Source organism: Sorangium sp. So ce302, from assembly GCF_051530145.1.
GTDB lineage: Bacteria > Myxococcota_A > Polyangia > Polyangiales > Polyangiaceae > Sorangium > Sorangium cellulosum_B.
In genome coordinates this window covers 10,069,913-10,096,512 of record NZ_CP150326.1, presented here as the reverse complement: position 1 = coordinate 10,096,512, position 26,600 = coordinate 10,069,913, and the positions used below count along the sequence as shown (strand labels likewise).

The 26,600-nt window shown below is 70.1% G+C and carries 21 protein-coding genes, 1 tRNA gene and 1 pseudogene; 12 read left to right on the top strand and 11 right to left on the bottom strand.

Annotation, left to right across the window (positions count from 1 at the left end; translation table 11 throughout):
* Positions 1-13: 13 nt before the first annotated feature.
* Together WME73_RS38250 and WME73_RS38245 are read left to right on the top strand one after the other, a co-directional pair.
* A complete protein-coding gene (locus tag WME73_RS38250; RefSeq protein WP_437741220.1) occupies positions 14-1,645 on the top strand; it encodes a DUF1552 domain-containing protein in 1,632 nt (543 codons plus the stop codon).
* A 196-nt stretch (positions 1,646-1,841) separates the two neighbouring features.
* Positions 1,842-2,615: a hypothetical protein gene (locus tag WME73_RS38245; RefSeq protein ID WP_437852494.1), complete on the top strand. Its 774-nt coding sequence runs from the start codon at positions 1,842-1,844 to the stop codon at positions 2,613-2,615.
* A gap of 86 nt (positions 2,616-2,701) precedes the next feature.
* On the opposite strand, the gene WME73_RS38240 is transcribed toward WME73_RS38245, so the two are convergent.
* The gene (locus tag WME73_RS38240) at positions 2,702-3,268 is read right to left on the bottom strand and encodes a hypothetical protein (protein WP_437912789.1); all 567 of its coding nucleotides are present in this window, start codon (positions 3,266-3,268) and stop codon (positions 2,702-2,704) included.
* Positions 3,269-3,868: 600 nt separating this feature from the next.
* Between WME73_RS38240 and WME73_RS38235 the strand changes: the two genes are divergently transcribed.
* The 5 genes and pseudogenes from WME73_RS38235 (at position 3,869) to WME73_RS38215 (ending at position 10,627) form a co-directional block, all read left to right on the top strand.
* A complete protein-coding gene (locus WME73_RS38235) occupies positions 3,869-5,929 on the top strand; it encodes a tetratricopeptide repeat protein (RefSeq protein WP_437912788.1) in 2,061 nt (686 codons plus the stop codon).
* Between the two features lie 114 nt (positions 5,930-6,043).
* Positions 6,044-6,904: pseudogene (locus WME73_RS38230) on the top strand (DUF1552 domain-containing protein); the annotation flags it as partial.
* Complete coding sequence (locus WME73_RS38225; RefSeq protein ID WP_437912787.1) at positions 6,904-7,077, top strand: hypothetical protein; 174 nt, start codon at positions 6,904-6,906, stop codon at positions 7,075-7,077. The pseudogene WME73_RS38230 and the gene WME73_RS38225, both read left to right, overlap by 1 nt.
* 389 nt (positions 7,078-7,466) lie before the next feature.
* Complete coding sequence (locus tag WME73_RS38220) at positions 7,467-9,017, top strand: DUF1592 domain-containing protein (RefSeq protein WP_437912785.1); 1,551 nt, start codon at positions 7,467-7,469, stop codon at positions 9,015-9,017.
* 14 nt (positions 9,018-9,031) lie between these two features.
* The gene (locus WME73_RS38215; RefSeq protein WP_437741215.1) at positions 9,032-10,627 is read left to right on the top strand and encodes a DUF1552 domain-containing protein; all 1,596 of its coding nucleotides are present in this window, start codon (positions 9,032-9,034) and stop codon (positions 10,625-10,627) included.
* Between the two features lie 167 nt (positions 10,628-10,794).
* On the opposite strand, the gene WME73_RS38210 is transcribed toward WME73_RS38215, so the two are convergent.
* A complete protein-coding gene (locus WME73_RS38210) occupies positions 10,795-11,361 on the bottom strand; it encodes a hypothetical protein (protein WP_437741214.1) in 567 nt (188 codons plus the stop codon).
* A gap of 501 nt (positions 11,362-11,862) precedes the next feature.
* Here WME73_RS38210 and WME73_RS38205 point away from each other — a divergent pair.
* Positions 11,863-12,735, top strand: coding sequence for a sulfurtransferase (locus WME73_RS38205; RefSeq protein WP_437741213.1), 873 nt, complete (start codon positions 11,863-11,865; stop codon positions 12,733-12,735).
* Between the two features lie 6 nt (positions 12,736-12,741).
* On the opposite strand, the gene WME73_RS38200 is transcribed toward WME73_RS38205, so the two are convergent.
* The 6 genes from WME73_RS38200 to WME73_RS38175 all read right to left on the bottom strand — a co-directional run bounded on the left by WME73_RS38200 (position 12,742) and on the right by WME73_RS38175 (position 17,906).
* A complete protein-coding gene (locus WME73_RS38200) occupies positions 12,742-13,860 on the bottom strand; it encodes an arginase family protein (protein WP_437741212.1) in 1,119 nt (372 codons plus the stop codon).
* A gap of 22 nt (positions 13,861-13,882) precedes the next feature.
* Positions 13,883-14,497 (bottom strand): histidine phosphatase family protein, encoded by a 615-nt coding sequence (locus tag WME73_RS38195; RefSeq protein WP_437741211.1) that lies wholly within the window; start codon positions 14,495-14,497, stop codon positions 13,883-13,885.
* 15 nt (positions 14,498-14,512) lie between these two features.
* Positions 14,513-15,280, bottom strand: a complete 768-nt coding sequence (locus WME73_RS38190; RefSeq protein WP_437741210.1) for an adenosylcobinamide-GDP ribazoletransferase — start codon at positions 15,278-15,280, stop codon at positions 14,513-14,515.
* Positions 15,277-16,365, bottom strand: coding sequence for a nicotinate-nucleotide--dimethylbenzimidazole phosphoribosyltransferase (gene cobT, locus WME73_RS38185; RefSeq protein ID WP_437912784.1), 1,089 nt, complete (start codon positions 16,363-16,365; stop codon positions 15,277-15,279). Before cobT ends, WME73_RS38190 begins: the two co-directional genes overlap by 4 nt.
* 86 nt (positions 16,366-16,451) lie before the next feature.
* Positions 16,452-16,524: transfer RNA gene (locus WME73_RS38180), tRNA-Ala, on the bottom strand.
* A 212-nt stretch (positions 16,525-16,736) separates the two neighbouring features.
* Entirely contained in the window at positions 16,737-17,906 is a 1,170-nt protein-coding gene (locus tag WME73_RS38175; protein ID WP_012239515.1) for an acyl-CoA dehydrogenase family protein, read from the bottom strand.
* A 357-nt stretch (positions 17,907-18,263) separates the two neighbouring features.
* Between WME73_RS38175 and WME73_RS38170 the strand changes: the two genes are divergently transcribed.
* From WME73_RS38170 to WME73_RS38160, 3 genes are read left to right on the top strand one after another with little or no spacing between them, the layout of a single operon-like run.
* Complete coding sequence (locus WME73_RS38170) at positions 18,264-19,316, top strand: RimK family alpha-L-glutamate ligase (protein ID WP_437294676.1); 1,053 nt, start codon at positions 18,264-18,266, stop codon at positions 19,314-19,316.
* The gene (locus WME73_RS38165; protein WP_437741208.1) at positions 19,313-20,068 is read left to right on the top strand and encodes an enoyl-CoA hydratase/isomerase family protein; all 756 of its coding nucleotides are present in this window, start codon (positions 19,313-19,315) and stop codon (positions 20,066-20,068) included. Before WME73_RS38170 ends, WME73_RS38165 begins: the two co-directional genes overlap by 4 nt.
* A 12-nt stretch (positions 20,069-20,080) precedes the next feature.
* Positions 20,081-23,101 carry an ATP-binding protein gene (locus WME73_RS38160; RefSeq protein WP_437741207.1) on the top strand — a complete coding sequence of 1,007 codons (3,021 nt, stop codon included), beginning with the start codon at positions 20,081-20,083 and terminating at the stop codon, positions 23,099-23,101.
* A 26-nt stretch (positions 23,102-23,127) separates the two neighbouring features.
* Here the strand turns inward: WME73_RS38160 and WME73_RS38155 are convergent, their stop codons facing one another.
* Both WME73_RS38155 and WME73_RS38150 read right to left on the bottom strand, forming a co-directional pair.
* Complete coding sequence (locus tag WME73_RS38155; protein ID WP_437912783.1) at positions 23,128-23,889, bottom strand: Uma2 family endonuclease; 762 nt, start codon at positions 23,887-23,889, stop codon at positions 23,128-23,130.
* A 105-nt stretch (positions 23,890-23,994) separates the two neighbouring features.
* Entirely contained in the window at positions 23,995-25,125 is a 1,131-nt protein-coding gene (locus WME73_RS38150) for an AAA family ATPase (RefSeq protein ID WP_437912782.1), read from the bottom strand.
* Between the two features lie 106 nt (positions 25,126-25,231).
* Here WME73_RS38150 and WME73_RS38145 point away from each other — a divergent pair, with 106 nt between their 5' ends.
* The gene (locus tag WME73_RS38145) at positions 25,232-25,915 is read left to right on the top strand and encodes an RNA ligase family protein (RefSeq protein WP_437741204.1); all 684 of its coding nucleotides are present in this window, start codon (positions 25,232-25,234) and stop codon (positions 25,913-25,915) included.
* Here the strand turns inward: WME73_RS38145 and WME73_RS38140 are convergent.
* Positions 25,904-26,512 carry a hypothetical protein gene (locus tag WME73_RS38140; RefSeq protein ID WP_437912780.1) on the bottom strand — a complete coding sequence of 203 codons (609 nt, stop codon included), beginning with the start codon at positions 26,510-26,512 and terminating at the stop codon, positions 25,904-25,906. The two genes, WME73_RS38145 and WME73_RS38140, sit on opposite strands and share 12 nt — an antisense overlap.
* Between the last annotated feature and the right edge of the window lie 88 nt (positions 26,513-26,600).

Sequence of the window (26,600 nt, the reverse complement as noted above, 5' to 3'; positions counted from 1 at the left end):
AGGAAACTTGACCATGAGCAAGCAACTGAACCGCAGAATCTTCCTTCGTGGCCTGGGCGGAGCCGCCCTGGCCGCGCCGTTCCTCAGCTCCGTGTGGGAGCGCGACGCAAAGGCCCAGACCGCTTCGGGTGGGAAAGCGTTCATCGTGATGTTCACCCACTACGGGTGCGTCACGAACAAGTGGTTCCCCACGAAGACCCAGGGTGAGCTCACGGCTGCTGACCTCCAGTCGACGAGCCTCGCGGCCCTCGCTCCCTACGCGAAGAAGCTCCTCATGCCGCGCGGCATCCGCTCGATGAACGAGTGGACCTCCAACATGAAGCGCGGACAGGGGAACGACTCCCACACGCAGATCGTGGGGTCGTTCTTCACCTGCCAGCCGGTCACTCCGAACAGCAACGACCCGTTCAGCTTCAACCAGGCGACGAAGTTCAACGCGAAGCCTGTCGGTCCTTCGCTGGATCACGTCATGGCCCAGCAGCTCAGCCCGCAGGGCACGCCGTTGCTCATCGCCACGGCTGGCCAGAATGACAACTCTCAGTCGGCGATCTCCTACTCCGCCGCCGAGACCATCTTCAGGGGCCTCAACGCGTCGCAGGCCTTCAGCAGCCTCACGGGCCTCTTCCAGACGGGGCAGCCGATGAATCCGGACACCTACGCGGCGCTCCGCGGCAAGAGCATCCTCGACCTCGTGAAGGATGATCTGCAGACGCTCGAGCGGTTCGACATGAGCCAGGCCGACAAGCGTAAGCTCGCGGCCTGGAAGGAGCTCCTCAACCAGACGGGGACCGTGGTGGCTTCCGCGCAGTGCAGCGAGGAGCTCGGCGCGATGCTCGGCGCGACGTCCGCGAACGCCTCCAAGGCGTCGTCGGGCGGCCTGGGCGTCGACGTCCTCACGACCAAGGTCTCCGGCGATCTGGATGGAGCGGACATCAGCTCGGCCATCGCGGCGCTCGCGGCCGCCTGCAACGCCAACCCCGTCATTTTCCTGAAGTACCCGGGAAATTACAACTTCAAGGGGCTCGGCATCACGATGGAGTCGCACTCCCTCTCGCACCGCCTCGACAACGCCGGCATGACCGGCAGCTGCCTGCCCAACGCGCTCGAGTGGCTCGTCAAGGTGGACACCTATTACGCGCAGAAGTTCGCGAAGCTCGTCGGAATGCTCGACAGCATCCCCCAGGGCAATGGGCAGACGGTCCTCGACACCAGCGTCGCTATCTGGTTCAACGAGATGTCGGACGGCAACGCGCACAACCTCAACAACGCGCCGATCATCCAGGCCGGTAGCGGCGGCGGTTACTTCAAGACCGGTCAGATCATCAACGTTGACCCCGCGTCGACGCCGACGAACGGCAACAGCGAGTCGCAGTGCGCCAACGGCAGCGGCCAGGTCAACGGTATCAACCAAGGCACCGGGACCGATTCGAAGGTCGGCAACGCGCCGATCAACAAGTACTTCTGCAACATCATGAACGCCATGGGCGTGAAGGCGGGCGCGGACGGCTTCCCCGCGAAGGGTGGCTCCGCGGAGGTGACCAAGTTCGGCTATTCCGACAAGACGGAAGAGTTCATCGGTGGGAAGGGCGCAGTCGCCGGCGCCTCGATCAAGAATCCGGGCGGGTTCACGGAGCTCAAGGCCTGAGCACTCTCGGCGCCAGGTCCTGAACACCCCGACGAGCTCGGGTCCAAAGACCCCTTCTTACCGAAGGGGTCTTTGCGCTTGTGCACGGTCGGCGACCGCGGGCATCGCGAAGTTGCCGCTCTTCGAGGTGCGCCTCACGGCGCGACTCCGTGCTGTCCAACGATGGCGGGCAGCGATAGGCTGGGCATCTCTTCTCATGTTCATGCTGGCGAAGCGTTTCCTCATCCCTGCTGCTGTGCTCGTCCCGCTGGCCTGCTCGAGCGAGGCGAGCGACGGCGCCGGGGTGGGCGGGGACACTGGTGACGAGGCGCTCATCGTCCCCGAAGACCTCACCATCTTGGCGCTCCCCGGCGGGAACGGCGTGCTCAACGTGATCGCGCTAACTCTCCGCAAAGGACCGACCAACACCGAGCTCTACGCCGCCTTGAGGAACGACGGGGATACCCCGGCCTGCAGCGCTGCCCTCTCCGTCGAGCTCTACAACAAGGCTCAGCAGTCCCTGGCATCCGGGATCAACGGGTTGCTGACTCAGCATTTCTATCGAGTCACGGATGGCTCGGACGCGATCGCTGCGTGCGTGGGTCCAGGTGACGTGACCATGACCTCGGTGACGGATCTGCCCTCGGACATCGTGATCGAAGATGTGGGATACGTCGTCTACCGGTGCCCTTACTTCGCTCTCGACGTCGTTCCCATCGATGGCCTCACCGCCAGCGAAGTGAAGGCCGTGACGGGTGGCGCCGGCACGGTGTACACGGGCACGCTCTTCAACGGGCTCGACGTGGCGGTGAGCGATCCCTCTGTCACGGTCTTCTCAGTCAATCGCGTCGGGCGCCCGCTCGGCGTCGCGATCGCCACCGGCGCAGTCCAGATCCCGCCGGGTGGCAGCTGGGCCTTCGAGACGAACACCGTGGACATGCCCGGAGCTGATCAAGCGGCATATCCGGCAGGCGCGATGGCAAAGCAGTAGACCATCCGACGGGTCGCTCGGCTGTCCCATGACACGATGCGCCCGTGGGGCGCCGCAACCCGTCGGCGGCTACTCGCCAAGCCCGGCTACTCCTGCGCGCCGTCCGCGATCCATTGCGTGAGCGCTTCGATGTAGTCGGGGGGTATGCACTTGGCATCCCCATCGTTGACGCATTCAAGGGGCATTCGCGGAGTTCCGCCGCACGGCCCCTTCAGGATCTTGATGAGCGCGCTCTCTTCCGGATTCTCGGTGTCGACGAGATCTCCGCAATTCTTGGTTACGTGGGAGCTCACCCTCATGTGGAGCTCTCCGTCGACCATCAAGTTCAGGGGGTTCATATCGTCGTTATGGCAACCCGCCCCGAAGCACGCGTTTTGTATAACGAACTGCAACGTCTCGAACGTCGGTGCTTGCCCGCTGCCGCTGCCGGTCGAGCCGCCGTCGCCACCGGTGCTCGCGCTGGTCGAGCCAGCCCCGCCCGAACCGCCGGACCCGACCGCGCTCGAGGCAGACACACTGGCGCTCGTGCTTCCGGCATCCGTGCCGCCGGCGCCTCCAGCGCCGGTATCGTCAGGGTCGTCGGAGCAGCCTGGAAGCGGTGACAGGATGGCGACGAATGCTGCCGCGATGAAGCTTGAGAATCGAAATTTCATGGTTCACGACGAGGATGGTGAGAGAGAAGGTTTAGCTCTCGTTCCCGTGGATCGAAGCAAAAGGCTTCGAGCTTCGGATTGCAGAGGCGACGCGCGAGCCACGTCGCCCCCAGGCAAGAGCTGCGCGAGACGTGGAACGTCCTCTTGTGCGGGTAGAATGAGCAAACGCCACCCGAAAATCAAGCGGTTCGTGGAGGCCATCCTGGCGTACAGCCATGCTGTACGGGTCGATTGGCACTCGTGCCTTGTGCGCTCAAGCCGGTCTCACGTGCGCTGAGCGCCTCTCGAGACCTCCCGTCACCAGGCAGACGGGGGCAGGCGCGTCGCGTCGTTGCTCCTCGTCGCACCATGTCAGCAGGGCTCTTCGCCGCGACAGGCGTCCCGCCCGAGCTCGGTTGCTTGACTTGGTCCGGCACGAACAACGTCGGGAGGGGCGAGGAGCCCCAAGCGCGATCCGAAAGTCAAGCTCCTCGAAGTGGCCCTCCCATCGTACAGCCATGCTGGACGGGCCGGTCGACATGAAAACCGGCTTGCGCTCAGCGCCAGGGCGCAGCCATCCTGCTCAGCGAGATCCCGCACTCTTTCGACAAGGAACTCCCCGTGACCGCCGCTTCGCTCTTCGAACTGGCAGTGCAGTTTCATCGGGCCGGGCAAGTCGATCGCGCAGAGCTCCTCTATCGCGGCGCGCTCGAGCAATCGCCCGGGCATGGCGACGCGCTGCTTCTTCTCAGCGTGATCACCGTCCAATCCGGTCGGCTCGCGGAGGCCGCCGCGCTTCTCGAGCGAGCCGTCCGCGTCGCCCCGAACAACGCCCTCTACCTGTCGCATCTCGGCGACGTGTATCGCTGCCTCGGCCGGAGACCCCAGGCGGTCGCCGTGTTGCTCATGGCCGTCGCGCGGAAGCCCGACTTCGCCGAAGCGGTGTTCAACCTTGCTCTCACGTTCGAGGAGCAAGGGGACCTGGACGCGGCGGCGGCGTGCTACGAGCGCGCTCGCGATCTCGAACCTGGGTTATTGCAGGCTGGCGAGCGCCTCACGAGCCTGAGGGACCAACGGGGTGCTGCCGCCGGGGTCGGTCCGGCGGCGACGCGCAGCCCCGAGTCGAGCTTGAGCGCATCCGATGCCCTGGCGGCCCTCGGCGAGACATTGCGCCTCGGCGGCCGGTCGGACGACGCGGTGGCCTGGTACCGCGTGGCGCTGAAGCTCAATCCGCGGATGGCCAACGCGTACACTGCGCTCGGCGCGATTCACGCGGACGCCGGCCGTTTCGACGAAGCGATCGACGATCTGCGTCGAGCGCTCGAGATCGACCGAAACTTCCATGTCGCTCGGGATTATCTCGCCGCCGCGCTCGGCGAGTCGGGGCTCCTCGACGAGTCCCAGGCGATGTACCGCGAAGCGGTCGCCCTGTGTCCCGACGACCCCGCTGCGCACAGCGCTCTTCTCTTCAACATGCCGTTCTGGCCGAACGTCACCGAGGGCGACATCCTCGCCGAGGCGCGCGCGTGGAATGCCCGGCATGCCCGCCCCCTCTCCGCGCAGGCTCCCCCTCACAAGACCGATCGCTCGTCCGACCGGCGGCTCCGCATCGGTTACGTGTCACCCGACTTCCGAACGCACGTCCAGTCTCTCTTCACGATCCCGCTGTTCCAGAACCATGACCACCGGCAGTTCGAGATCTTCTGCTACTCGAGCACGGACAAGCCGGATAACCTGACGGATCGCATTCGCGGTCATGCCGACGTTTTTCGCGAGGTCGCGGCGCTGGACGACGCTGCCCTGTCCGAGGTCATTCGACGGGATCAGATCGATATCCTGGTCGATCTCACCATGCATATGACTGACCGCCGCGTCCTGGTCTTTGCCCGCCGGCCCGCTCCCCTTCAGGTGTGCTGGCTGGCGTACCCCGGGACGACCGGCCTCGAATCGATGGACTATCGTCTGTCCGATCCCTTCCTGGATCCCCCCGGTGCAAACACGGACGTCTACACGGAGGAGACCCTTCGGCTCCCCGACTCTTTCTGGTGCTACGACCCGCTCACCGACGTGCCCGACGTGAGCGCTCTCCCCGCTCTCGCGGAGGGGAGGGTCAACTTCGGCTGCCTGAACCACTTCCGGAAGGTGAATGAAGGGGTGCTTCATGTCTGGACGAGGGTGCTGGCCGCGGTGCCCAGGTCGCGGCTCACGCTCATGGCGCCTCAGGGAAGGGCGCGGGACCGGGTGCGCTCGATCTTCGAGGAAGGGGGCGTCCAGCTCGATCGGATCGAGTTCGTCGATCGGTGCGGGCGGCTCGACTATCTGCGAAGGTACCGCGAGATCGACATCTGTCTCGATACGTTCCCTTCCAACGGCCACACCACGAGCCTCGACGCGCTGTGGATGGGCGTCCCGGTGGTGACCCTCGCAGGTGAAACCGTGGTCGGCCGCGCCGGCGTCTGCCAGGCGATGAACCTGGGTCTGCCGGAGCTCATCGCGTCGACGCCGGAAGACTACGTTCGGGTCGCCAGCTCGCTCGCCGGGAACCTCGAGCACCTGGGCGAGCTTCGCCGAACGCTGCGCGATCGCATGAAGCAGTCGCCGCTCATGGACGGCCCGCGCTTCGCCCTCAATCTCGAGTCGATCTACCGCGACATCTGGCGCCGCTTCTGCGCTCGAGTCTGAGGCGAGGGCCGCTCGACGAACGCGGCTGGCCGGGCGAAATACAAATACGTTCGCGGGCGGTGGTTCCCGAAGAAGTCGCACGGCCCGCTCACCGCCGCGGACCTCCAGTCGACGACGCTCAAGCACCTGGCGCCTCACGTCGGCAAACTCCTCATGCCCCGAGGCATCCGCGCGATGAACGAGTGGACGGTGAGGATGGAGCGGGGGCAGGGGAACGATCGCCACTTGCAGGTGAACGGGTCGTACTTCACTTGTCACCCGGTCACTCCCAACAGCAACGACCCGTTCAGCTTCGACCAGAAGCCGAAATACAACGCCAGACCGACCGGTCCCTCGCTGGACCACGTCATCGCACGACAGCTCAGCCCGCAAGGCACTCCGCTGCTCTTGAACACGGCTGGTCAGAATGACGGCGCTTTCTCGGCGATCTCCTACTCCGCCGCCGAGACCTCCTTCAAGGGCCTCAACGCGTCGCAAACCTTAACCTTCAGCAGCCTCACGGGCGTCTTCGAGGCGGGGAAGCCGACGTCTCCGGATACCTACGCGGCGATGCGCGGCAAGAGCATCCTCGACATCGTGAAGGACGATCTGCAGAGGCTCGAGCGGCTCGACATGAGCCGCGCCGACAAGCAGAAGCTCGCAGCCTGGAAGGAGATCCTCAACGCGACGGGAAGCGTGGTGGCTTCTTCGCAGTGCGACACGTCCCTCGCCATGGCGCTCGGCGCGACGCAAGAGAACGTCGACCTGGCGAGCACGACTTCGAGCGTCCGATCGTCCAGGCTGGCGGCGCCGGCGGCTATTTCAAGACCGGCTGGGCCGTCAACGTCGAGGACGGCTCGCCCGATCTCACGAGCGGGAACAGCGAGATCACGTGTGCCGACGGCACGTCGGACCAGGTCGACGGGGGCTCCCAAGAAACGGGGACCGATCCGTCGCTCGCCAACGCGCCGATCAACAAGTACTTCTGCAACTTGATGAACGCCCTCGGCGTCAAGGCAGGCACGGATGGTTTCCCGGCACGGGGCGGTTCGGAGCCGGTGACCCACTTTGGCATGTACGACCGGACGGAAGACTTCATCGGTGGCGGGACCAATCCTCCCACCATCCACGATCCAGGCGAGTTCACCGCGCTCAGGGCGAACGCCTGAGCGGTCTCGCTTCCGAGCCTGTCGCGCCCTCGAGTGATGAATGCGCCGCGCGCGCCCGGTGCTCCGCGCCCGTGACATGTTCTTGTAAAGCCATGCGCGAAGATTCCACCGCACGGGCGGCCTCTGCAGCGCCTGCGGGCGCCAGCTCTCCGAGTCGGGGGCTCGCCGGTTGGGCCCGCGTTGGAATCATGCGCAGGGGGATCAGCGCGACGCACGTCGGGGATAGTCACATTATGCGAACGCTGCGGCAACTAGCGTACATTGGTACGGCAACATTTTTGACGTCATCAACCTTTCTCGCTGGTTGCACTGGCGAGATAGCACCCGGTGAACCAGGGGTCTCCTCCGGTGGCGGGGAGACCTCTGGCACCGGTACGGGGGGCGGGCCGGTGGAGCCGGACCCCGGCGACCCGGATGTCTGCACTCCCGGCATCTGGGCGACGTCTCAGGTCCCGCGGCTCTTGAACCGGGAGTACGACGCGGTGGTGAGGGATCTGCTCGGTGTGACGAGCGTGCCGAACGCTCCCACGGGCAACCCGTCCTCTCTCCTCGTGTCCGACTTCGAGGGCAGCATGACGGACATCGCCTGGAACTCCTACCTCGTGGCTGCCGAGAGCATCGCCGCCGAGGTGATGGCTGGGGCGAACAAGTCCAAGTTCATCGCCTGCGATCCGGCGGCGGCCGGGTGCCTCGAGTCGACGATCCGCGATTTCGGCCGCAAGGCCTTCCGCCGCCCGGTGACGGACGAAGAGGTGCAGCGCTACATGCGGTTCAACGCGCTGGAGCCCAAGGGCACGCCCGCGGAGGTCGCCGAGGCCATCCTCTTCGCCATGCTCGCTTCGCCCTCGTTCATCACGGTCCCCGAGCTGACGGACGACACGGAGAACGGCGCCATCAAGCTCTCCAGCCACGAGGTGGCGACGAGGCTCGCGTTCCTGCTCTGGGGCTCCATTCCGGATGACGCCTTGAACACCGCCGCAGACGCGGGTCAGCTCACCACCAGGGAGCAGATCCTCGCGCAGGCGGAGCGGATGGTTCAGGACCGCACCAAGACGGCGCCGATCGTGGCCCTGTTCCATCGTGCTTATGCGGACGTTCGTGAGGGTTCGCACTGGGGACAGGTCGAGCACGACACGACCAAGTTCCCCGACTACTCCCCGGACATCGTCGCTCCGATGCTGGCTGAGATCGACGCCTTCTTCGAGGAGGTGGCGTTCGAGGGGGGGTCGTTCAAGGACATCTTCCTCAGCAACGTCGCTTACGTGAACAAGGACACCGCTCCGATCTATGGGCTCAACGCCGCCGACTATGGCGCGGAGCTGACGCGGGTGGAGCTCGACCCGAACGAGCGGCCGGGGTTCTTGACCCGCGTTGGGTTCCTGAGCTCCTACTCGTCCTTCGGCGCCACGAGCCCGATCCTCCGGGGCGCGTACGTCGCCAACAGGCTGCTCGGGCTCACCCTGAAGCCGACGCCCGGCGCGGACCAGACGCCGCGGCCTCCGGGCCCGTTCTCCACGGAGCGTGAGGCCATCGAGGCGCTGACCTCCCCTGCGGGGTGCGTCGACTGCCACAGCAAGCTCGTCAACCCGCCGGGCTTCGTGCTCGAGAGGTTCGACTCCGTTGGCAAGGTGCAGACGAAGGATCCGCTCGGCGGCGACATCAACGCGACGGGCGACGTCTACTTCAGCGACACCAACACCAAGACGATCACGACTCCCCTCGAGATGATGACCGAGCTCGGTGCTGGTGCGATCGCCAAGCGTCACTATGCCGAGCAGTGGGTCTCCTGGGCCCGCCGGAGGGTGCCGAACACGAACGACGCCTGCACCGTCAACGAGCTCAGCGACAAGCTGTCCAACGACGGCTACACCATCATCAATTTGCTCACGGATCTTACCCAGGCCGATTCGTTCCGCCTGCGGACCATCTTCGGGAATTGAGAAGGAATACGACCATGATGAAGAACCTTAACCGAAGAGTATTCCTCCGAGGCCTGGGTGGAGCCGTCGTCGCTGCACCTTTCTTGGGCTCTGTTGCCGAGCGTGACGCCGAGGCGCAGTCGGCCGGCGGCGGCGCTCCGAAGCGGCTGATCGTGCTCTTCACGCACTATGGCTGCCTGACGAACCGGTGGTTCCCGAAGAAGTCCCATGGCGAATTGACCGCCGCCGATTACGAGGCGACGACGCTCAAGCACCTCGCTCCCTTTGCAAAGAAGCTCCTGATGCCCCGTGGCATCCGGGGGATGAACGAGTGGAGCTTCGGGCGGACCCACGGCCAGAACAACGACCCCCACGGTCAGGTCATGGGGTCGTATTTCACCTGCTACCCGGTGACGCCCGAGAGCGACAAGTTCAACGCGAAGTCGACCGGGCGGTCGCTCGATCACATCGCCGCGGAGCAGGTCAACCCCAACGGCGCCGCTCCCCTCGTGATGCAGATCGGCGGGGTGCGGCAGGACTCGTTCTCCAATTTCTCGTACGACAAGCCCAAGCAGATCTTCCCCGGCATCGGGTCTCCGACGACGATCTACAACAACCTCACGGGCCTCTTCGGTCAGGGCCCCGTGTCGCAGGACACGTACAAGGTGGCCCGCGGCAAGAGCGTGATCGACGTCGTGCGGGAGGACCTGGAGACCCTCGAGAGGGTCAGGATGAGCCAGGCGGACAAGCAGCGGCTCTCCGACTGGAAGGACCTCCTCCACCAGACCACGAACACGGTCAGGGCCCAGTGCAGCGCCGCCCAGGCAGAGGCGCTCGGGTTGACGGCCCAGTCCGTGCAGGCGGCCTCGCAAGGGGGTGGCCTCGGGATCGACCTGTCGAAATCGACGAACGTCATGATGGACCTCGCGGTGCTTTCGGCCATCTGCGACCAGAACCGCGTCATCTTCATGAAGTTCCCCGGGACCCTCACGTTCAAGTGGGACGGCATCAATCATTCGAAGGACTCCCATGGCATCTCCCACCGCGTCGGCGACGCCAACATGGGTGGTGATTGCGTTCCTGGTGTCATCGAGATGATTCAGCAGATCGACGACTGGTACGCGAAGAAGTTCGCTTACCTCGTCGGTCGGCTCGACAGCATCGACGAGGGCGAGGGGAAGCTCCTCGACAACACCGCGACCGTCTGGTTCCAGGAAGACTCCGACGGCAACAGCCACAACCTCAACAACCTGCCGATCCTCCAGGCAGGTAGCTGCGGCGGCTACTTCAAGACGGGTCAGGCGGTGAACGTCGAAGGTGGCAAGGCTGACCTGGCCGTCGGTAACAGCGAGGCTGCCTGCGGACCGGGCCAGACGAAGCTCGAGTTCGGCGAGATCGATGGCACGGGGACTCCGCCGGATGTCGCCACGCAGCCGATCAACAAGTACTTCTGCAACCTGCTGAACGCCATCGGGGTGAAGGCCGGCGCGGACGGCTTCCCGGCGATCGGTGGCTCGGCAGAGGTGACCCACTTCGGCAAGCACGACGACACCAAGCTCTTCGCCAGCGAGAACAATCCAGTGTCCATCAAGGACGCTGGTGAGTTCAAGGCGCTTCGCGCGAACGGCTGATCGTCGCTCGTGCCGGGTCTGCCGGCTTGGGCGAAATGAAAACCAGGCCCCTCCCTCAGGAGGGGCCTTTTGCTTGGCGCTGGGTCGCAGAGGCTGCGATGACCTCGTGCCACCAGCACAACGACGCGGAGCTCCGGGGCGGAGCCCGCGTCGTTGTCATCGGCCGCTCACTGCTGCTGCTGCGCGCCGTTGGCGACCCACTGCTCGATCGCGTCGATGTATGTCTGGGGCAGGCACGTGTATTCCGGGCCGGGCTCACCGACGCATCCATTGGGCATGCGGGCGATATCCCCGCAGGGGCCTTTGAGGATCTTGACGAGGGCGCTCTGTTCTGGCTCGCCGGGGGTGACGAGCGGAATGTCTCCGCAAGCCTCGGAGATGTGCGTCGTCAGGGTCGCGTAGAGGGTGTCGTCGTCGAGCAGCCTCGGTTCCGCCTCGCCGTTGTGGCAGCTCGCATCGGAGCAGCCAGCATTCGCGACGACCGCTCTGACCGTTTCAAAGGTCGGGTCGACCGCTGAGCCGCCACCGCCGGCTGCAGCGGAGGTCGAGCTCGAGGCCGTGGCCCCTCCGGCGCCATCCCCGCCCGAGCCCTGCCCGCCGGACCCGGACGTACTCGAGGTAGTGCTCGTGCCGGCTTCCGAGCTGCCGGTGTCTCCATCATCGGAGCAGCCTGAAAGCGCTGACAGGAGGGTGAGGACCACTGCGGCGGCGAAGTTTGAGAGTCGAAGTTTCATGGATCGTGATTAAAGTGGTTAGAGAGAAAAGTATAGCTCTCTCGCCGGTTGAAACAAAGGGAAAGGCTTCGATTCCGTCGGACGTTCGAGGCGAGGCGTGATCGATGAATGGATCTGGTGAAACCGCACTTTTGTGAGCACGTCGCCCGTGGCGCTGGCGGCTCTCGCTCGGTGAAGCGCTGAGCGAGGCCAGGGGTGTCCTCCGGGGTGGGCAGGTGCTGCGGGGCGGGTAGGGCGAGCAAATGCGTTTGAAAATCAAGCGGTTTGTGGCGGTTATCGTCGCATACAGGCGTGCTGCACGCGCCGATTGACATTCATGCCTGATGCCCCCAGGCCCGATCTCAACTGTCAAAAATGCTTGCAAATACCGTCGCTTCGGGGCGCTCCGTCGAGCGCCGGAGTCGCGTGCGGCTGCCCAGCGCCACCGGGCACAGCCGAGCAGGTCGAGCATGGCGAGGATGCGATGTGGCCCGGCGCGAGCAGGGTGGGTACCCTTCGCCCATGAGCGATCCCTTCCTCGTGCCCGCCGGTCCGCTCGTCGATGTCGCCTGGCTCGCAGCGCACACGGGCGATCCCCGCGTCCGGGTCGTCGATTGCCGCTGGTACCTCGGCGGCCGCCGCGGCGCCGATGAGTACGCCCGCGGGCACATCCCGGGCGCCGTCCACCTCGACGTCGATGCCGATCTCTCCAGCCCGGCGCACGGCGGACCAGGCCGCCACCCGCTGCCCGACGCGGCGGCGTTCGCGCGCGTCCTCGCCCGCAGCGGGGTCATCCCCGGCTCGGTGGTCGTCGGCTACGACGACGCCGGGGGCGCCATCGCCGCCCGTCTCTGGTGGCTGCTGCGCTACTTCGGTCATCCAGGCGGGCGCGTGCTCGACGGGGGACTCCAGGCGTGGACCTCCGCGGGATACCCCCTCTCGACCGCGGCACCCACGATCGCGGAAGCGCCCGCCATGGATCTCGCACCCGGCGGCGCCCCGGTCGCCGACAGGGCGGCTGTCGACAGGCTGCGCCGCGATTCCGCGGCGGTGATCCTCGATGCCCGCGCCCGCGAGCGCTACGAGGGGCAGACCGAGCCCGTCGATGCCCGCCCGGGCCACATCCCCGGCGCCCGCTCCGCCCCCTTCGTCGAGAACCTCAGCGCCCCCGGGGGCGCCTTCCGCGAGCGCGCGGCGCTCGAGCGGCGCTACCGCGACCTCGGCGCGCTCGATGCAGCCACCGTGGTCTGCTACTGCGGCTCCGGCGTCACCGCCTGCCACGACCTGCTCGCCCTGACGACGCTCGGCCGCGAGGACGCGATCCTCTACGAGGGGTCCTGGAGCGATTGGGCCCGCGACGCCGCCCTGCCCGCGGCCACAGGCCCCGAGCCCTGAGCGGCGTCAGGCGAGCGCGCGGCCGACCGTGGCCTCGATCGTCTCGCGCAGGTAGCGCGCCGCCAGCGCGACCGTGCGCGCCGCGCTCTCCGGCGTCGGCTGGAGCGCCGGCGCGACCTCCATGACGTCGCCGCCGATCAGGCCGACCTCGCGCCCGAGCCGGCGGATGAGCGCCACGACGAACTCGGGCGACAGGCCGTCCGGCTCCGGCGTCCCCGTGGCGTCGGCGTACGCGGCGTCCGTGCCGTCGATGTCGTTCGAGAAATACACGCCCTCGACGCCGGTGCTCTTCACGTGGGCCACGATGGCGTCGAGCGCCGCCGCCGGATCGGCGCGGCACTCGGCCGCCCAGAACTGCCGAACGCCGTAGCGGCTCTCCCAGTGCTCGCGCGGCTTCTGTGACGCGCGGACCCCCACCTGCGTCAGCCGGCCGCCCCGCCCGACCAGCTCGTTCGCGTGGTACGACCACGTGGCGAAGCAGTACGCGATCCCGAGCCGCTCCTCGAGGAGATCGGTGTGCGCGTCCGGCTGGACGATGCCCCACGGCCGCTTCCGCGCGCGGGCGAGCGCGCGCGCGACCGGCAAGGCCGTGGAGTGATCGCCGCCGAGCACGATGGGTGCGACGCCCGGGTTGATCGAGAAGACGAGATCGAGCGCGCGCTCCGCGATGGAGAGCGGCGAGACCGGCAGCCGCGACGCCACGGGCTCGGGCACGCCAGGGTAGAGCGCGCGGCGCGAAGCGGCCTTCTGCGCCTCCGAGAGCATGTCGTCGTGCAGGAGCTGCGGCACGACGAACACGTCGCCGATGTCGACGAGCCCGACCTCGCGCGCCCGCTCGGGGAAGTCCGGGAAGGCGTCGAGGAGCGCGGTCCGGATGGCCTGCGGGCCCATGTTGGAGCCGCGGAGGAACCCCGCGCCGACGTCGGAGGGCACGCCGAGCAAGACGGCGCGCGCGCCCGCGATGCGGTCGAACGACGCGCGGAACCGCGCGAGGACCTCCTCCTCGGTCGCGGCGCCGTAGAGCCGCCGCTGGACCTCGAGCTGCTGCGCGCGGCCGGTCGAGACGAGGTAGAGGCCTCCGGCCGCCGGGCGCAGCAGGAGCGCGAGCTCTTCTTGCGGGGTCATGCCCGACGAGGGTACGCGCCCCTCAGGGGTCCGCCAGCAAAAGGGCGGAGGGAGGGAGAGGGAAGCGCTCGGCCGTGAGGTGAGGGACCGGCGCGCTCATCGCCGCGGGCCAGCTGGCGCCGCACGCGACGACCCGGAGCGCGCGCAGCACCCCGGCGTGCGCGACCAGGAGGTGCGGGCGCGCGCGGGACGCGACGTCCGCGCCGTCCGCGCCGCCGATCTCGCGCCAGAACGACCGCACCCTGGACTCGACCTCGAGCGCCGACTCGCCCCCGGGCGGTCCGACGCGCTCCCAGCCGTCGAGCCACGCGGCGTACGCGGCCGGGTCGTCGCGCTCGATGTCCGAGAAGGCGCGCCCCTCCCACGCGCCGTAGGAGATCTCGAGGAGGCGATCGTCGATCGCGCGCGGAACCCCGAGGCGCGCCGCGAGCTCGGCGGCCGGGAGCGCGCAGCGGGAGAGCGGCGACGACCAGACCACGCCGGGGCGGACGCAGAGCTCGTGGAGCGCGCGCTCGATCGCGGCCGCTGCAGCCTCCGGGGGGAGCTCCGCGGCGGCGTCGAGGCGGCCGTAGCAGACGCCGGAGAGCGCGACGGGGGCGTGGCGGAAGGCGATGAGGCCGTGGGTGAGGGGATCCACGCGCGCGCCCGCGGCTCAGCCGCCCCGCACGAGCGCGAGGGCGAGCAGCGCGGCGCACTCGGCGATCTGCTGCGCAGCGCCCAGGAAGTCGCCCGTGAGCCCGCCGGCGCGGGCGTGGAAGCGGAGGCCGCAGAGCGCCGCGGCGGCGGCGGCCGCGACGAGCATGCCCGCCGCCTCGGCCGCCGTGAGGGCCCCGGCGGCGTGCGCCGCGGCGAGCGCGAGCGCCGGCCAGAGCGAGCCGAGCAGCGCCTGCGGGAGCGCCGCCTGCGCCACCGGGCGGCTGCGCGAGCCGCTCTGGGTCACGTAGGGCAGCGCGACCATCAGCCAGATCGGCGGGGTGCGCGAGAGGCACTGCGTCAGCACGAGGGCGACGGGCGCCGCGGCGTCGAGCCGCGCGAGCAGGGCGACGCGCAGCACGAGGACCACGATCAGCGCCGCCGCGCCGAACGCGCCGATGCGGCTGTCCTTGAGGATCTCGAAGATCCGAGCGCGATCGAGCGCGCCGCCGAGCGCGTCGGCCGTGTCCGCGAGGCCGTCCTCGTGGAACGCCCCGGTCAGCAGCAGCCCGAGGGCCACGGTGACGCTCGCCGCGACGAGCGCGCCGCTCCGATCGACGAGCAGCCACACCGCGGCCTGGACGGCGCCGAGCGCGGCGCCCACGAACGGGAACCAGGCAGAGGCCCAGCGCCAGTCCGCCTCGGCGTAGGGGAAGCCGCCGACCGGGACGCGCGTGAGGAAGGTCGCCGCTGCGCGGGCGCCGCGCAGCACCGGCGGCGTCGTCATGGAGTCCCGGGCCGCGCGCGATCCGGCACGCTCGCGCTCGCGAACGTCGCCATGCCGGCGTGGAGGGCGCAGGCCGCGTCGAGGAGAGGCAGCGCGGCCAGCGCCGCGCTCGCCTCGCCGAGCCGCATCCCGAGGTCCAGCAAGGGGCGCGCGTCGAGCGCCGCGAGGACGTGGGCGTGTCCGCGCTCGGCCGAGCGGTGGGCGAAGAGCATGCCCGATCGCGCCTCGGCGCACATCCGGACGAGCGCGAGCGCCGCCGTCGAGACGATGAAGCCGTCGACGAGCACCGCCATGCGCCGCTCGATCGCCCGCGCCATGGCGCCCACCAGCGCGGCGATCTCCTTCCCGCCGACCGCCTGCACGACGCGGTGCGGGTCGGTGCGCTGGACGCCCGAGGCCTCCTGCGCGCGTCGCGTCGCGTCGCGCACGACCTCGATCTTGCGCGACAGCGCGTCGCCGGAGACGCCGGTCCCCGCCCCGACGACGTCCTCCGGCGCGATCCCGAGGAGCAGCGCCGTGATGGCCGCCGCCGCGGTCGTGTTGCCGATGCCCATGTCGCCGAGCAGGACGACGCGCGTGTCGCCGCCGAGCGCGTCGATCTCCGCGGCGCCCGCGCGGAGCGCGCGCTCGTAGACAGCCTCCGAGAGCGCGTCCTCGACCCGCAGGTCGCCGATGGGATCGTCGGCGACCGGATCGCGCCGCAGCCGCGCGCCATCGCCGCCGTCGACGCGCTCGTACGGGTGGGCGACCCCGACGTCCACGACCCGCAGATCGACACCGAGGTTCCGGCAGAGGACGCTGGCGGCGGCGCCGCCGCGCACGAAGTTCGCGACCATCGCCGCCGTGACCTCTGGCGGGTACGCCGACACGCCGTGCCGGGCGACGGGGTGATCGGCGGCGAAGAGCACCGCCGCCGCAGGCCGGCTCGCGGGCGCCCCGCCCTGGATGCCGGCGAGCGCCACGGCGAGGTCCTCGAGCACTCCGAGGCTGCCGCGCGGCTTGGTCAGCGTGTCTTGCCGCGCGCGCGCCGCGCCCACCGCGCTCGCGTCGAGCTCCGGGAAGACCCAGTGAGGCAAGAGAGCCATGTCCGGGTTCTCTACTCCGACACGCCGGCGAGCGGGCACGGCGCTGCGGACTCCTTACAGGAACAGGAGTCCTTCGGTCCTATCGGTGGAGCTGAGGGGGATCGAACCCCTGACCTCATGACTGCCAGTCATGCGCTCTCCCAGCTGAGCTACAGCCCCGGTCGTTGGGAGCGGCATATCTACAGCCTCTCGCGCCGCTTGTCTCTACTTTTTTTCGACCGGCGCGCTTTTGTGTCCGAGGGCGTCGGTTCGCGGCTGTTTGTGCCTGTTTGTGCCCGTTTGCGTGCGTTTGCGCCCGTTGCCGGGTGGGTGCTCCCAGCGGCGAGCTCCGCGCGGCCTGGCGGTGATGCGGCCGCCGGGCCGCGGGGCGCTCAGAAGTTCATCAGCTTTGCCAGGTAGTACTTCATCGTCTCGGTCGTCCCGCCGCCGATGCGAAGGAGCCGCTGATCGCGCCAGGCGCGCGCGATCGGGAAGTCCTCGATGTAGCCCCAGCCTCCGTGGAACTGCAGGCAGGTGTCCACGACGTCGTTCGCCACGTCGCCGGCCAGGATCTTCGCCATCGAGATGAGCTTCACCGTGTCGAAGCTGATCGGCACCTTCCGCACGTACCGCTCGTCGTTGTAGTGGTCGACGCACTTGTAGGCGAACGCGCGCGCCGCCTCGCAGCGCGTATACAGGTCGACGAGCTTGTGCTGCCACGACTCGCGCTTGATGATCGGCTTGCCGAACGCCACCCGCTCGCGCCCGTACTCGACCGTGCCGTCGAGCGTCATGAACGAGCTCGCGATCGCGCTCACCGCAGCGACCAGCCGCTCGGTCTGGAAGTTCTGCATCAGGTACGCGAAGCCCTGATCGGGCTCGCCGAGCAGGTAGCGCCCCGGCACCCGCACGTCCTCCAGGAAGAGCTCCGCGGTGTCCGAGGACTTGTTGCCGATCTTCTTCAGCTTCTTCGCGACGTTGAAGCCGCGGAGCGCCGTCGGCACGAGGAAGAACGAGCAGCCGTGGGCGCCCTTGTCCGGCGACGTCTTGGCGAGCAGCGTCACGAAATCGGCGCGCGTCCCGTTCGTGATGAACGTCTTCTGCCCGTTCAGCACGTAATCATCGCCCTCCTTGCGCGCGATCGTCCGGATCCCGGCCACGTCGCTGCCGGCCGCCGGCTCGGAGACGCCGAGCGCGGCGATCTTGTCGCCCGCGAGCGCCGGCTTGAGGAACTCCTCGATCTGCTCCTTCGTGCCGATGTCGCTGATCACCGGGGTCGCCATGTCGCTCTGCACGAGCAGCCCCATCGAGACGCCCGCCATCGTGCAGCGCACGAGCTCCTCGGCCTTGGCCGCCGAGAACCAGTAGTCGAGCCCGGCGCCGCCGTGCTCCTCCGGGAAGTGCGCGCCCAGGATCCCGAGCTCGCCGGCGCGCTTGAACACCCAGCTGGGAAAGCACTCCGACGACTCCCACTCCTCCACATGAGGAGCGAGCTCCTTCTCTGCGAAGGCCCGCACCGTCTTCCTGAACTGCTGATGTTCTTCCGTGAACGGCTGCCACATCGCGAACCCCTCCTCGCCGGCACGACCGAGATGATTCGTACACGAAACATTTTTCAGCGCAAGCGCTGCACCTCGGCGCTTCTGCCGCGCCTGGTCCGCCGCACGGCCGCGCGGGGAACCCCACGGAGCGCGCGGCGTCCCACGGGGCGGGGGACGCGCAGAAATGCGCGGCGTCCCACGGGGACCGCGCGGAGCCCCATGGAAAACGAGGGCCGATGGCGCGGCGCGCGACCGTGCGGGGCGCGGCGCGAGCGGCGCGAGCGGAACGAGCGGAAGAAGAACCGCCGAAGAGCGAAAAATGAATCGGCACGCGCATCCATCCACGCAGTCTGCCGGCTCTGCTAGCCTCCGGGCCACATGCGACTCCTCGTCCTGTCCCGCAACGCGTCCCTCTATTCGACGAGCCGGATCGTGCTCGCGGGGCGCGCGCGTGGTCACGACGTCAGCGTCATCGATCCGCTCGATTTCCAGATCGTCGTGTCGCGTGGCCGCCCGTCGTTGCTCGTCGGTGGTTCGGCGGTGCCCCGCTTCGACATCGTGATCCCGCGCATCGGCGCCAGCATCACGAACTACGGCCTCGCCGTCGTCCGTCAGTTCGATCTCATGGGCGTCCCCGTCCTGAACGGCGCCGTCTCGATCGCGAGGAGCCGCGACAAGCTGCGCGCGCTCCAGCTGCTCACGCGCCGCAAGCTCAACGTGCCGATCACCGTGTGCGCCCGGAGCCCGGCCGGCGTCGAGGCGGCGCTCTCGCTCGTCGGCGGCTGCCCCGCGATCGTGAAGCTCCAGCAGGGGACCCAGGGCATCGGCACCATGCTCGCCGAGACGCCCCACGCCGTGCACGCGCTGCTCGAGACGTTCTGGGCCATGGGCCAGGACATCGTGCTCCAGGAGTACGTGCGCGAGTCGAAGGGGCGCGACATCCGGGTCATCGTCGTCGGCGGCCGCGTGGTCGCCTCGATGCGCCGCGTCGCCAAGCCGGGGGAGTTCCGCTCGAACCTCCACCGCGGCGGCAAGGGCGATCGCGTGAAGCTGCCGCGCGCCTACCGCAGCGTCGCGATCCGCGCCGCGAAGGCGATGGGCCTCGAGGTCGCCGGCGTCGACATGCTCGAGGCGCGCTCCGGGCCCAAGATCCTCGAGATCAACAGCTCGCCCGGCCTGGAGGGGATCGAGCGCGCGAGCGGCGTCGACGTCGCGGGCGCGATCATCAGCTACGCCGAGCGGTACGCGGCGGAGCAGCGCGGCCTCAGCCGCCGCACGCTCGAGGCGCGGATCGCCGAGGTGATCCACGACGAGCGCATGCCGGCGCCGCGGCGGCTCAGCCGCGCGGCGGCCGAGAACGGGGCGGGCGCGAGCCGCCGGAAGGCCGCGGCGCTCACCGGCGGGAGGGGCGCGCGGAGGGCCCTCTCGTGACCTTGCGGGTCGAGGCGGCCGGCGATGCGGTCGTCCTGACCATCGATCGTCCCGAGCGCAGGAACGCCATCGACAGCGACTTCGCGGGCCGCCTCGGCGAGGCGATCCGGCGCGCCAGCGCCGACCCGCGCGTGCGCGGCGTCGTGCTCACCGCGACGAGCAGCGACGTCTTCGTGGCGGGCGGCGACATCCGCGAGCTCCACGCGCTCGCTGCCGGCGGCGCGGACGGGGGCGAGGTCCTCCGGCTGTTCGAGGGCCTCGCGGCCTTCGAGGAGAGCGAGGTGCCGATCGTCGCCGCCGTGCAGGGCGACGCGCTGGGCGGCGGCTGCGAGCTCTTGCTGCTCTGCGATTTCGTCGTCGTCGAGGAGCACGCCGCGCTCTCGTTCCGGCACGTCAAGATGGGCCTGTCCCCGGCCTGGGGCGGGCTGACGCGGCTCTGCGAGCGGGTGGGGCCGCTCGCGGCGGCGCGGCTGCTCCTGACGGCGGAGAGGATCGACGCCGCCGAGGCGCTCCGCGTCGGCCTCGTGAGCGAGGTCGTCCCCACCGGCGCGGCGCGGCGCCGGGCGATCGCGCAGGTCGGCCGCATCGCCGAGGGCCCGCGCGCGTCGGTCGCGGCCATGAAGCGGTCCCTGCACAAGGTGCGCGAGGCGCTGCGCGCCTCCGCCGCCGAGGTCGAGCGGCGGGCGTTCGCCGAGCAGTGGAACGGCCCGGAGCACCGGCGTGCGATGGATGCGTTCCTGAGCAAGAAGTGACGGTGACGCGGCGTGGAGGGCGCGGAGCGGCAGGACCCTGAGGGCGCCGAGCCCCCGCTGGAGGGCGCGGAGCCCGCGCCGGGGAGCGCCGAGGCCGCGCCTGCGAGCGCGCTGCTCCCGCCCGCGCCGCCGACGATCGAGCACTTCATCGGCCGCCGCCCGCACCTGCGGGCGCTCCAGCGCGCCGCCGAGGCCCTCGTGCTGGAGCGGCCCGTCGCCGTGCTCGTTCACGGCGCCGCGGGCATGGGAAAGAGCGCGCTCATCCACCACTTCTTGATGGGGCTCCGCCGCGACAAGGGTCCGGTCGTCCTGCGGGGGCGCTGCGCGCTCGGGGCGGCCGAGTCCTACAAGGCGTTCGGGGGCGTGATGGAGGCGCTGAGCCGCTTCCTCCGGCGGGTCTCGGACGACGAGGTGGAGCGCCTCCTGCCGCGCGACGTCCGCGCGCTCGCCCGGGTGTTCCCGGTGCTCTCGCGCGTGCAGGCCGTCGCGTCGGCGCCGCGCGCGAGCGAGTCGCCCGACGCGCAGGAGCTGCGGCAGCGCAGCTTCGCCGCGCTCCGCCAGCTGCTCTGGCGGATCGCCGAGCGCAGCCCGCTCGTCGTGGCGATCGAGGACCTGCAGTGGAGCGACATCGACAGCGTGGCGCTCCTGCTCGAGCTCACGCGGCCTCCCGACGCGCCCGCGATGATGTTCCTCGGCAGCTTCCGGGACGAGGACGTCGCCACGAGCGCGCCGCTCCGCGCGCTGCTCGACGGGATGGGCCTCGAGCGCCGGGACGCCGAGGCCGAGACCGCCGGCGCGCGGGGGCGGATCGAGTCGGCGCGCCGGGACGGCGAGCTGCGCGAGATCGCGGTCGGCCCGCTCTCGCCGCTCGAGGCCGAGGAGCTCTCGCTCGCGCTCCTCTTCGCGCGCGACGACGTGACCCGCGCGCGGGCGGACGCGATCGCCCGCGCCTCGCGGGGCAACCCGCGGCTGCTCGGCGAGCTCGCCCGCGACGCGCAGGAGCTCTCGGGCGAGGACGGCGCCCGGGGCGACTCTGCGTGGGGCAGGGCGCTCGACGCGCGGCTCCGCCGCCTGCCGGAGCAGGCGCTCCGGCTGCTGGAGGTGATCGCTGTCGCCGGGGAGCCGATCGACGCGGCGGTCGTGGCGCGGGCGGCGAAGCTCCGCGACGACGAGCGCGCCCCGGCGATGACGCTGCTGCTCATGGAGGACCTGATCGCCGCGCGGCGCGCCGGCGAGGGCGAGCTCGTCGAGGCGTCGCACGACAGGGTGCGCGCGGCCGTGGTCGGCCGGCTCGGCCCGGTGCAGCTCGCGGCGCGGCACCGGCGGCTAGGGCGGGCGCTCGAGGCGCTGGGGACGGCGGACGCGGAGGCGCTCTCGCGGCACTGGCTGGGCGCGGGGGACGCGGCGCGGGCGGGGCGGCTCGCCGAGCGCGCGGCCGAGGAGGCGGCGGAGGCGCTCGCGTTCGAGCGCTCGGCGCGGCTCTACGAGCTCGCGCTCGGCCTGCGCTCGCGCGAGGCGGATGTCCCCGAGGCCGAGCGGCGCGCGCTCGGCGTGCGGTGCGCCGACGCCCTGGTCAACGCGGGCAAGAGCGCCGAGGCGGCGAGGATCTACGCGGCGGCGGCGGAGGGGGCGGGCGGCGCGCTCTCGCTCGAGCTCCGCCGGCGGGCCGCGGAGCAGTACCTGCGGAGCGGGCACATCGACGAGGGGATCGAGCTCGTCCGCGCCGTCCTCCGGGCGGTCGGCCTGTCGTTCCCGGAGACGCCGCGGCGCGCGCTGGTGGCGCTGCTCCTGCACCGGGCGGAGCTGCGCCTCAGGGGCCTCCGGTTCCGCGAGCGGTCCGAGGCGGAGGTGCGGCCGGAGGACCTCGCGCGCATCGACGCCTGCTGGACGGTGACGGTGGGGCTGTCCGGCGTCGACATGGTCCGCTCCGCCGAGTTCTCGGCGCGCGCCCTGCTGCTCGCGCTGCGGGCCGGCGAGCCGTACCGCGTCGGCCGCGCGCTCGCGTTCGAGGCCTCGTCCGCGTGCATGATGGGGGCGCCGGGCCGGGCGCGCGCGGAGGAGCTCGTCGCCGCGGTGCGGGCGCTCTCGGAGCGGCTCGACAGCCCGCACCTGCTCGGCCTGTCGATGATGGTGTCGGGCATGCTCGAGGCGTTCACGGCCGGGCGCTGGAAGGCGGCGTCCGCGTGGTACGAGATCGCCGACGAGCTCCTGCGCGACCGCTGCGCCGGCGTGTCCTGGGAGCTCGCGACGACGCAGCTGATGGCGTCGTGGGCGCGGTACTACCGCGGGCAGATCGACGCGCTCGCGCGGACGACGCCGGCGGTGCTCCGCGCCGCCGAGCAGCGGGGGGATCTCTACGCGGTGGCGATCTTCAGCGCGCAGGCGACGTGGGTGGCGCTCGCGTCGGACGACGTGGCGGGCGCGCGCGGCGCGATCGCGGGGGCGCTGTCGAGGTGGACGACGTCGGGGTTCCACCTCGAGCATTTCGTCGGGCTGCTCGGCGAGACCTACGTCGACCGGTACGCGGGCCGCGCCGGCGCCGCGATGAAGCGCCTCACGGACGCCTGGCCGAGGATCGAGGGCTCGATGCTGCTGATGATGCAGAACAGCCGGGTGATGGCCCACGTCGAGCGCGCGTGCACGGCGCTCGCCGTGGCCGAGGCGGCGCCCGAGCCGGAGCCGCTGATCCAGGCGGCGCTCCGGGACGCCGCGGCGCTCGCCCGGGAGAAGACGGCGTGGTCGGACCCGTTCGTGCCGCTGATCCGCGCGGGCGCAGCCGAGCTGCGCGGCGACAGGGAGGCGGCGATCGCGCAGCTGGAGGCGGCGGCGGCCGGGTTCGACGCGGCGGACATGCCGCTCTATGCGGCGGCGGCGCGGCGCCAGGCGGGCGAGCTGCTCGGCGGGGAGAAGGGGCTCCAGCGGCTCCTCGTGGCGGACGCGGTGATGGCGCGGGAGCGGATCAAGAGCCCGGCGCGGTGGGCGGCGATGCTGGCGCCGGGGTTCGGGCGGGGCGAGCGGGTCGGCTGGGGCTGACCCGTCCGGCGGCGGTCGGGGAGCCGCTAGCCCGAGTCGCCGCCCGGCAGCGGGCCGAACTGCTTCTCGTAGGCCGCGAGCCGGGCGGCGAGACGCTTCGCCTCATCGCCGGCGGCGCGAGCCTGCTCTTCGGCGGCGCGAGCCTGCTCTTCGGCGGCGCGAGCCTGCTCTTCGCCGGTCTGCAGCACGCGCCCATGGGCATCGATCCAGCGCAGCCAGTCGACGGCGAGGCCGCGGTACGTGCCGTGGCGCACCCCGAGGCGCAGGCCGAGGCACGCGCTCACGACGTCGCCGTTCGTCTCGGGCGGCATCGGCAGGTAGGACCGCGTGGCTCGATCGAGCACATAAGCCTCGAGCACGCCCGAGAACGGATCGAACAGGTAGTACTCCGGCACGTGCAGGAGCTTCGCGTAGATCCGCATCTTGTCGCCGCGATCGACGGCCTCGGTGCTCTCGGAGAGCAGCTCGATCACCACGTCGGGCGTCATCCCGTCCTCCTGCCAGACGACCCAGGATTTGCGCTCGCGCCTGTTGGTGTCGAGCACCACGAACACGTCGGGGCCTCGGAAGTCGTTCTTCTTCGCCTGCAACTCGCTGAAATAGATGGCCATGTTGCCGGCGACGTAGACGTCGTCGCGGTCGCGCCAGAACAGCTTCAGCACCTCGATGAGCAGGTCCATCTGCGCGAGGTGGCGCTCGGATTCCATCGGCTCACCATCGTCGTACGGGAGCTCGTCCTCGCCGGGCGGGGGAATCGGGATGAAAGAATTCTCGCTCTGGAAGGGCATACGTCGCTCCAGGCGGAGCGTACCCCATGCCGTGTGCGGGCGCAGCCGGGCGGCTCGTGCCGCTCCATCCGGCGGCTCCGGCACGAGGGCAGGCGACGTCAGGCGTCAGCGCACAGCCAGCACCACCTCGTGGGCCTCGGTCTTCGCCGGGATCTCCCAGCGCTCGATCATCCGGCGGATGACCGCCTCCGGCACCGCCGCCTCCCGCGCCCGGTTCTGCGCGAACAGCGTCGATGCAGGCACCTCCACGTAGACGACGCGGATCCTCGCCCCGTAGTCGGCCGCCATCTGCAGCAGCGGGCCGCGCCGCTGCCGCGAGAGGTTCGTCGCGTTCCACACGAACCGCTCGCCGCGCCGCAGGTATTCCTTCGCTCGCTCGCGCGCGGCCTGGACCACCTGTCCCTGCGTCTCCGCCGGATCGATCTCCAGCTCGCTCCGCAGCGCGTCCAGGGAGACGACCGGCCAGTCGGCGAGGTGGTGGCGAACATAGGTATCCTTCCCGGCGCCCGGGAGCCCGCTCATCACCACGACCTCGGAGCGCGTGTCGTCGTAGACCTCGACGTCCGGGTGGCGCCCGCCGGCGGGATCGGAGCGGAAGTACACGAAGCGCGTGTGAGCCGAGGCGAAGGACCGCGGCGCGGTGTAACACCCCTCCTCGCGACAGAACTCGCGGAAGAGCTCGATGTTGTCGACGACGCGCCCCATGTCCGCGCAGACGCGCCCTCGGATGTCGGCCTCGGCCACGAGCGCGAGCAGGTCGCAGCGGGCCTGGAGGCTGATCTCGGCGGCGACGCGCCGCGCGTCGTCGCGCTCGATGAGATAGAACGGGATCTGGTGATAGCGCACGAGCGCGCACACCTGCTCGCGCAGCGCGAACGGCGCGCCGAGCTCCCAGAGCAGGCGGCGCGCGAGGAGCTCCCCCGCGCGAGAGTGGCCCTTCGCCGTGATCCGCCCGTCGTCCTCGCGGGTGGTCGCCGGCTTCGCCACGTCGTGGAGGAGGCACGCGAGGTACACGACGCGCTGCTCCTCGGCCGGCAGCGCCTGCCACTCGGGCAGCCCGAGGAGCGTCTCCAGCACCATGCGGGTGTGGATCCAGACGTTGCCCTCGGCGTGGTGGATCGGGTCCTGCGGGCAAGCCTCGAGCGCGCGGACCCAGTCGAAGACCTGGAGCTCGTTCCAGGGGACACGCCCCGGATCGGGCGTGAGCAGGTCGAGGAGCGACGACGCGGAGGACATGACGGAGGACCTCTGGCGAGCGCGCGATCGGCTCCGCGTTCGGCGCCGCGCGCGTGAGGGCCGTAGCATGTCCGCTCCGGGACGCCGGTGCTACCCTGGCACCGCCATGTCCGCCAAATACCCTCGCTCGTTCCACCTGCCGTGGTCCCCCGGCGGAACGTCCGACGACAAGAGGATGGCAGACGTGTCGGGGTTGCTCGGCGTCGAGATCGTCATCACCGAGAAGTGCGACGGGAGCAACCTCACGTACACGCGGGCGAGCGTCTTCTCCCGCTCGCACTCGGGCCCTCCGTCCCACCCGAGCTTCGACCTCGCGAAGGCCACGCACGCGAGCATCGCGCACCTGCTCTCGGAGGGCATGTCGCTCTTCTGCGAGTATTGCTATGCGATCCACTCCATCGAGTACGAGGCGCTCCCGGGGTATTCGCTGGTCTTCGGCGTGCGGGACGACGCGCGGGGCCTCTTCTGGGAGTGGGACATGGTCGTGGCCCAGGCGAACGATCTCGGGCTCCCCACGGTGCCTGTCCTGTTCCGGGGCACCGTCGAGGGCGAGCGCGAGCTCGAGGCGCTGACGACCGCGCTCGCGCGCGAGCCCTCCGCGTTCGGCGGCCCGCGCGAGGGCGTGGTGGTGCGGGCCGCCGGCGAGTTCCCGGACGCGGCGTTCCAGCGGCGGCTCGCCAAGTGGGTGCGGCGCGGGCACGTGCAGACGGACGAGCACTGGATGCACCAGGAGATCCGGCCTCAGCGCCTCGCCCCGGGGCCGGCGCCGGCCTTCGCGTCACCGCCGTGAGGCCAGCGCCGCGAGCCGATCGCAGAGGCCCTCGCGGATCGGGCCGTAGGCCCTGCGGTACTCCTCCCAGTCGAGGCGCTCGTCCGCGACGATCTCGCGCCAGTACGGGTTCGCGGCGCCGTAATCGTGGAGGACGCCGGACTCGGCGATCTGCACGGCGAAGAGCGGCACCCGGAGGGCGTGGAAGAGCTTCTTCTTCGAGGCCTCCGGCTCGTCGTCGAAGCGGGCGCCGGCCTTCTTGAAGTCGGACGCGGAGCGGCTCGCGGCCGACGCGGCGAGCTTCTTCCTGTCGAGCTTGAACGGGAAGGGCGGCCTTCCTTCCCTGAGCCGGTGCTCGGGCGGCAGGAACAGGCACTCGAGCGCGAAGACGCTGTGCTCGGCGATGGCGTCGCGAAAGGTGTCGAGGCCGTGGACGACGACGTTGACGCCCGGCGCAAAGGCGAGGTCCTGCCGCGCGTCGCGCCGCGCGAGGACGGCGACGAAATCCTCGTCCGACGTCGCGGACGCGGTGCCGTACACGCGCGACCCGGCGCGGAACACGCTGTGGACCTCGCCGTCTTTGCGGCCGAGGACGCGGAGCACGGTGGAGAGGCTCATGGCAGCGGCCTCGCTCGAGGGACGGCGAGCATCGCGCCGTTCCCACCCCCGCGCAACGGGCGGCGCGCCCTCGACCACCGCGACGCCC